We start from the raw sequence: 6821 nt of genomic DNA on the forward strand, positions 1-6821 counted from the left end.
TCTAACCTTTTTAACAATTAAATTAGAAGTTCTTCGAATACAATATTAACTATGGTTTGAAATTGGTTTCTTTGTACTATGCAAAAAGATATTATTGGTTACGGATCCTTTATTGAAGGCACTTATGGTAGAAAACTACCACAATTGAGTGCACCTGATCTTGGTGATACTCTTTTGTTCTATGCCGGTAGATATGCACTTAAATACTTGATCAAACGTATTAGCGCCGAAACCCATATAGATACCATTTGGATGCCACAATACTACTGCCACTTTGTAAAGGAATGGATGCATCATGAATTTGAGACCATAAAATATTATTATGTCGATCCTTTTGAACCTGAATCAAAAATTGATTGGGCGCAATTTAAATCAATAAACGATTTGGTTATGGTCAATAATTACTGGGGCTTAAAAAACACAGATATACCAGATGGTGATAGACCAATTATAATTGAAGACCACTCTCATGGGTGGCTAAGTGAAGGGAGCTTACATAGTAAAGCAGATTTTTGTTTTGCATCGTTACGAAAAACACTACCTATACCTATGGGTGGTATTGCTTGGAAACCTAAAGCCTCTAAAAGCAACATAACACTTTATAAACCAGAGATATTCGACACCTGTACCAGTGAAAACCCAATGAATAAAGCTTGGGACACTATTATAGGTTCTATGCGACTAAAGGAGACTTGTACTGCACACGTTCAAAAAGAACGTTATTTAGAGCAGTACATGAAAGGTGAATTAATGGTACGATCTATTTATGAAGTCTATGAAGTTTCAACAGAACATGCCGCTTTTATTAATCAATATATACATATCAATTTTAATAGTTTTAAGAAAGAAAATGTAGATTACGCACTACCGAAACTTATAACATCGAATGACTTTAAAGTAGTACAACATGCTACAAAAGCATCCTTTGGTTTATTATTGGCTTTTAAAAAAGAAGACGCTCTAAATGATTTAAAAAAGCACTTAGTGGCAAATCAAATTTACCCTGCCTTATTATGGCCTAAAAATGATTTAACAACGACCTATTCCTATTTATTAAATATTCATATGGATTATAGGTTCGATACCACCGATTTAAATTATATAATATCAACAATTAATAATTGGACTACTTCTAATAATCAATTACATCATGTATAAAAAATTCTTTAAAAGACCTTTAGATTTTTTACTTGCCCTATTTGGGTTTCTTTTGGTTTTACCCATAGTTTTTATAACAGCAGTTATATTGGCCATCAGTTTTGGAGAAAGCCCGTTCTTTATTCAAAAAAGACCTGGTAGGCATGAAAAAATATTTTCTATTCTTAAGTTGAAGACCATGAACAACAAACGAGATGCCGATGGCAAATTATTACCTGATAGTGAACGTTTAACACCACTTGGGGTTTTTGTACGCAAAACTTCAATAGACGAACTACCTCAATTATTAAATGTAATAAAAGGCGAAATGAGTTTAATTGGTCCGAGACCCCTTTTAATTAGATACCTACCTTATTATACGACCGAAGAGCGCAAAAGATTTATTGCAAGACCAGGTATTACAGGACTTGCACAAGTTTCGGGAAGAAATTTAATTACATGGGAGAGTAAATTTGAAAACGACGTTACTTATGTTGAAAATTTAACCTTTGCCAATGATTTTAAAATTTTATGGCTAACTTTTCAAAAAGTACTAAAATCTACTGATATCGAAGTAGATCCAAATGCCAACCCAACTACAGAGGCCATGGATCTTATTCGTAAAAGACAACCAGAATTTCAACATATACAGCCCATTTCATGAAAATTCTATTTATTGTAATGCGATTTGGAAAAGATGGATTGGCTACTAATATTTTGGAATTGACCAAAGGTATGGTCAATAAAGGACATGAAGTCCACATTCTTACCAGTGGCTATAAAATAAAATCATCGAATAACACCGAATTCTTTGACAATCTTAAAAGTGAATTTCAGCACCTTGGGGTACACATGCGTTATTTTAAGGAACCTAAGGGGAACCCTATTAAAAAGGGAATACAGACCATTCTTAGCTTTTATAAAGTGATGTTACAGGTAAAAAAAATAAATGCCGATGTTATTCACTGCCATTCTCCAAATATGACATTTGTGCCATGGCTTCTAGGTAAAAAATTTGTATCTACAGTTCATGCAGATACCATAACACCAAATTTCAGGTACAAACACCCTACCTTATTAATTGCAGTAAGTGAAGGTTCTAAAGAATTTACCAAACGTGTTATGCATTCGCCAGAAGAAAGTATACGAATGGTATTCCATGGTATAGATGAGCGATTTTCAATACCTGAAACAAAAGATTCTATTTTATCACTTAAGGAAAAAGATGGCATACCAAAAGACAAATTGATTATTGGAGCAGTTGGAAGAATAACACCAATGAAAGGGCAAGACGTGTTACTTAACGCTATAGGTCAATATCTTTCGCCAGAATTAAAGCATAAAATACATATTGTTCTTGTTGGAGATTATGAATCAAAAAATACAGATTCTTGGCTAGATACTTTTATCAAAGCTAACCAGATAGAAAACCAAATTACAATATTACCTTTTAGAGACCCTAAACCGTACTACCAAATGTTCGACATATTTGTGCTTGCTTCTCGATCAGATACTTTTGGTTTAGTGGCCGTTGAAGCTATGATGAGTGGTTGTTGCACTATTCGTTCTAACGCTAACGGAGCATATGACCAAATAAAGCATGGCGAAGATGGTTTCATTTTTGAAATGGATGACGCGAAAGGTTTAGCCAGTTACTTAGATAGGCTTCTAAACAATGAAAAATTAAGGAATAAACTTTCTGTAAACGGTAAACAAAAAGCACTTACCCAATTTACTCAGAAAGCAATGGTAGACAACACACTCAAGGTTTATGATGAACTATTAAACATGAACTAATGAATTCTAATCTTTTCATAAATATCTAAAGTATTTTTGGTCATTTTAGAAATTTTAAATCTGGCAATGGCATTTTCCTTTGCATTTTTCTGAAATGTTTGCCTTAAATTATCATCTAAAATTACTTTTTCAAAAGCATCTCTAAGTCCAAGAACATCCTTATTTTGAAATCACAATCCATTCTTTCCATGATCAATTTGTTCGAAAGAACCCTCAGTATTACTTCTTATAGGGTAGCAGCCACTTATCATAGCTTCTAACGCTACCAAAGGAAATGACTCTTGCCTAGATGGTAGTACAAATACATCCATAATATCATAAAAAGGTTTTGGATTTTAAAATGGTATATGCGTGGTTCTAGATTCAATTTTCGCAATTTTTATCATTTCATGTAAAGCTTTTGTTCTTTCAGAATCAATATCATCACCTAGAAAAATAAAATGTATTTTAGATTTAGCCTCAATACTTAAAGCCTCTTAAGCTTTGACAATTATATCTATTCCTTTCCTTTTTGAAAGTATACTTGCACTCCCCAATATCAATTTATTCAAAGGTAAATGATATTCGATTTTTAAATTTCGCTTCCCATCTTCTGAAATTGATTTGGCATATTCATCGGGTATTCCATGATGCACTATGGTAACTTCATCTTCGCGAATTCCATAATTATCAATACTATCTTATTTTGATTCTTTACTTATAGCTATTATATGTGTTGGGTTTTTATAAAATATATTCCGTTTTAAACCCATTTGGTGTATGGTGGTCGTGAATTTTTCTCCATTAACCACGGTATATAGGTCATATAAGGCGATTGTGAATGTATTACATTAGGATTATATTTTTTAATTCTGATCAACATTCGCATTAAATCTGAAACTCCTTTAAAACCTTTTTTTATTATACTGCCACTTGGCTTTTTAAAGGTTTTAACTTCAACACCCATTTTCTCGAACATATCATAAAAAGCAAAAACACGTTCACTCTTCTCATTCTCGGAAATACCGCCTGTAATCAATAAAATTTGATACCCTAAATCGGTTAAACCCTTAGCTAAATCAATTGTGTGTTTAGTAAGACCACTTTAATCAATTCTACTCAAAAGCATTACTATTTTTAATTTTTTATTATTCATTTAAACGCGAAAATTTATGATTGGGGGTATGTATTAAATAATATCCCAGGTTTAAAAGAAATATAAAAATATATAATGAAACGCTTTATCTGAAAATTATACGAACTACTATTTTTTTATTAAAAAATAACGCTTTGATTTTAAGAATAATTTAGATTTTTTTTTATGCGTAATATAATTACCTATATAGCGGGAAGAAATTTGTAGAAATATTCGGTATCGATTGTTGAGATTTAGTCCATATACCTATCTGCTCTAAAAGAAACTTATAATTTTTTTCATCAATAATTTTTCTTCCTGTAAAGAAATCCACATCTTCATCTAGTGGAAAATATTTTCTTTTATACAAGTATAGATTATCCTCTTTACTATTGGACAAACCACCACCAATATTATAATAAGTAAAACCAGCTTCACCTGCCCACTGTATGGCATTAATCTTTAAATATTCATTAGGTCGTAACTTAAAATAATCTGCATCTGTACCCCCTAAAAAAGAATACACCGTATCATCTGTTAATAGAAATAACTCGGTAGAAATAGCCTTTCCGTCTTTATACACCAAACCAATGGCACATTTAGCTTTATTCATCTCCCATAAATGGACAAAATAGTCTAGTGAATGATAAAAGAAATCTTTTGCATCTCTGCGGTCCATAGTACCAATATATAAGTCATAAAAAGCAACTATATGCTCCATTTCGATATCCTTGTAAACTAGTTTAAAAGACAGACCTAATTTCTCAGCTTTTCTAAATTGATTTCTAGTGTTTGATTTTAAATTAGACCAAAACTGCTCCCAATCTGTAATATTACCTCTAACATTTAAAAGGGTATGCACTGTTTCACCAGAATACCCAGTATAATGACCATATAAATTGAAACGTACAAATTCAGAAACTATATTGTTAGCCGCATACCATTCATCAACTTGACTCCAGAAATTCGTTGTAACCTCTGAAGAACTATTTTCTTTAAAGTAAGGACCATTATAACCCCAAGGGCTACTAATATCTTTTAGACCCGTATTTTCGCCGTTGATAATAATATCCCGTATTAGAAAGGGCATTATCGCAATCAACGAACCATCGCCATCATTAAATGAGAAAAAATGAAGTTTTTGAATTTCATTTTCATCACTTAATAAAAGTTCATAAGCATAATAAGGGCAAACACAGTTTAGACTATTTAAAGATTTCGTATATATATCTAATACTTCTTTTGAATCTAACGCTTGTACAGTTAATTTATAAGTCTGAGTAGACAGCATGAATGGTTAATTTGTAAAATAGAACGTTTTAAATTTAAAAGAATTGTTACTACAATTTCTTTTACTGAGTAAAACTTAAACCAATTTATTCATAGAGCACTTTACACATACTATTTTATACTAAAAGAAAACTTTATGAAAAGGTGTTTTAATTCTAAAACAAATATAAAATTTCTAAACAATAAAGTGGCTAATAGTCCCTTAATTATTGAATAATACGATAAATATTACACTTTGTCAGCCCAATTAAAACGATTAATGGACCAATAGCTTTCTAAGTATAAACAAGCCGTTATTCTCAACTTGCACCAAATAGTATCCTTGAGGTAAATTTAAATTTGGAAGAAAAACTTCATGACGACCTTCGCTAATTGTTATTTTATTAGTTGTTATTAATTTACCATCCAATCCATAAATTTTTACAATGGCCTCTGCCTCAATCGGACTCACAATCAATAATGGAATCTGGTCATTTGTAGCAATAGGATTACGGCTTATTGAAAAATCGAATTTGTTGGTTACATCACTGGTAACAAATCGAGATTTTGAAGTTACGCTCACCATTTTTTTCACCTCGATGGCATTGACCAATGTATTCTCGGTGCCATGAAGGAAGGCAACCTCCAATTCGCCATCGGCTACATCTACCTCGTAGGACAGCATACCGCCCACCCTGTGCCCGAATCGTGACACCAGGTCAAGGTTCGTCTCTACCACCGCACCTTCAATTGCTATGGAATAAACACGCTGACCGACCTTGTTCGTACAGCTACAGTTGTTCGCCAAGAAAACGTTTACCGTATACCTGCCGTCGGGAACCGAAAAACGGTAGCCCATCTCCGGGGCACTGCCAGGGTCCCAACGTTCGTTCGTGAATATGCCCGTGTACGTCGCCGCATCCATCCATGTAGGGATCGAACTATCGCGAAGGCCATAGTCCAGTACGGGGTTCGTACCACCGACATTGCCCGCCGTTACCGTATAACCGACACCGTTGAATGATCCGTTGACCGTTGCCCCCCCAACCCAATCAGGACCGCTATCGCTCGAAACCACCGATGGACCGGCAGCGTTCAATCGATAATGGTAGGCCGCCACTGGAGGTACGGGTAGTACCGTCCAAATAAAATCGGTCGTCGCGGTTTCCGTTCCCCTGTTTACCGTTATCGCGATAGGGTATAGCCCGTCGCTCGAAGGTCCGCCCATTGCCGAACCCTCTAAGGGGATACCTGTTATACTTCCCGTACCACTATCGATTGACATACCTAGTGGTAGGCCCGTTGCCGAATACACGTAATTAGTTTGCGGATCTCCGCCCAATGCTTCCAACTGAAGCATGGCGTTGTTTCCTTCTATAGAGGAAATATCTTGGATCACACTGATCGTCAGCGGATCAGGCTCTACAGGCCCAACCTCACCTTTAGATCTCACCTCGATGGCATTGACCAATGTATTCTCGGTGCCATGAAGGAAGGCAACCTC

General features: G+C 34.5%; 5 protein-coding genes and 2 pseudogenes. 3 read left to right on the forward strand and 4 right to left on the reverse strand.

Annotation, left to right across the window (positions count from 1 at the left end; all coding sequences use genetic code 11):
* Positions 1 to 78: 78 nt before the first annotated feature.
* Genes AACZ49_RS11320 through AACZ49_RS11330 form a run of 3 tightly spaced genes read left to right on the forward strand, consistent with a single transcriptional unit; the run spans position 79 to position 2934 of the window.
* The gene (locus AACZ49_RS11320) at positions 79 to 1158 is read left to right on the forward strand and encodes a hypothetical protein (RefSeq protein WP_339654732.1); all 1080 of its coding nucleotides are present in this window, start codon (positions 79 to 81) and stop codon (positions 1156 to 1158) included.
* Complete coding sequence (locus AACZ49_RS11325) at positions 1151 to 1801, forward strand: sugar transferase (protein ID WP_339654734.1); 651 nt, start codon at positions 1151 to 1153, stop codon at positions 1799 to 1801. Before AACZ49_RS11320 ends, AACZ49_RS11325 begins: the two co-directional genes overlap by 8 nt.
* Positions 1798 to 2934 (forward strand): glycosyltransferase family 4 protein, encoded by a 1137-nt coding sequence (locus tag AACZ49_RS11330; protein WP_339654736.1) that lies wholly within the window; start codon positions 1798 to 1800, stop codon positions 2932 to 2934. The genes AACZ49_RS11325 and AACZ49_RS11330 overlap by 4 nt, the downstream gene beginning before the upstream one ends.
* 170 nt (positions 2935 to 3104) lie before the next feature.
* Here the strand turns inward: AACZ49_RS11330 and AACZ49_RS11335 are convergent.
* The 4 genes and pseudogenes from AACZ49_RS11335 to AACZ49_RS11350 form a co-directional block, all read right to left on the reverse strand.
* Positions 3105 to 3251: pseudogene (locus AACZ49_RS11335) on the reverse strand (glycosyltransferase); the annotation flags it as partial.
* Positions 3252 to 3676: 425 nt separating this feature from the next.
* A pseudogene (locus tag AACZ49_RS11340) lies at positions 3677 to 4003 on the reverse strand (glycosyltransferase); the annotation flags it as partial.
* A gap of 244 nt (positions 4004 to 4247) precedes the next feature.
* Positions 4248 to 5339: a GNAT family N-acetyltransferase gene (locus tag AACZ49_RS11345; protein WP_339654739.1), complete on the reverse strand. Its 1092-nt coding sequence runs from the start codon at positions 5337 to 5339 to the stop codon at positions 4248 to 4250.
* A 255-nt stretch (positions 5340 to 5594) separates the two neighbouring features.
* The gene (locus AACZ49_RS11350) at positions 5595 to 6770 is read right to left on the reverse strand and encodes a malectin domain-containing carbohydrate-binding protein (protein ID WP_339654742.1); all 1176 of its coding nucleotides are present in this window, start codon (positions 6768 to 6770) and stop codon (positions 5595 to 5597) included.
* Between the last annotated feature and the right edge of the window lie 51 nt (positions 6771 to 6821).

Source organism: uncultured Maribacter sp. (assembly GCF_963975365.1).
GTDB lineage: Bacteria > Bacteroidota > Bacteroidia > Flavobacteriales > Flavobacteriaceae > Maribacter.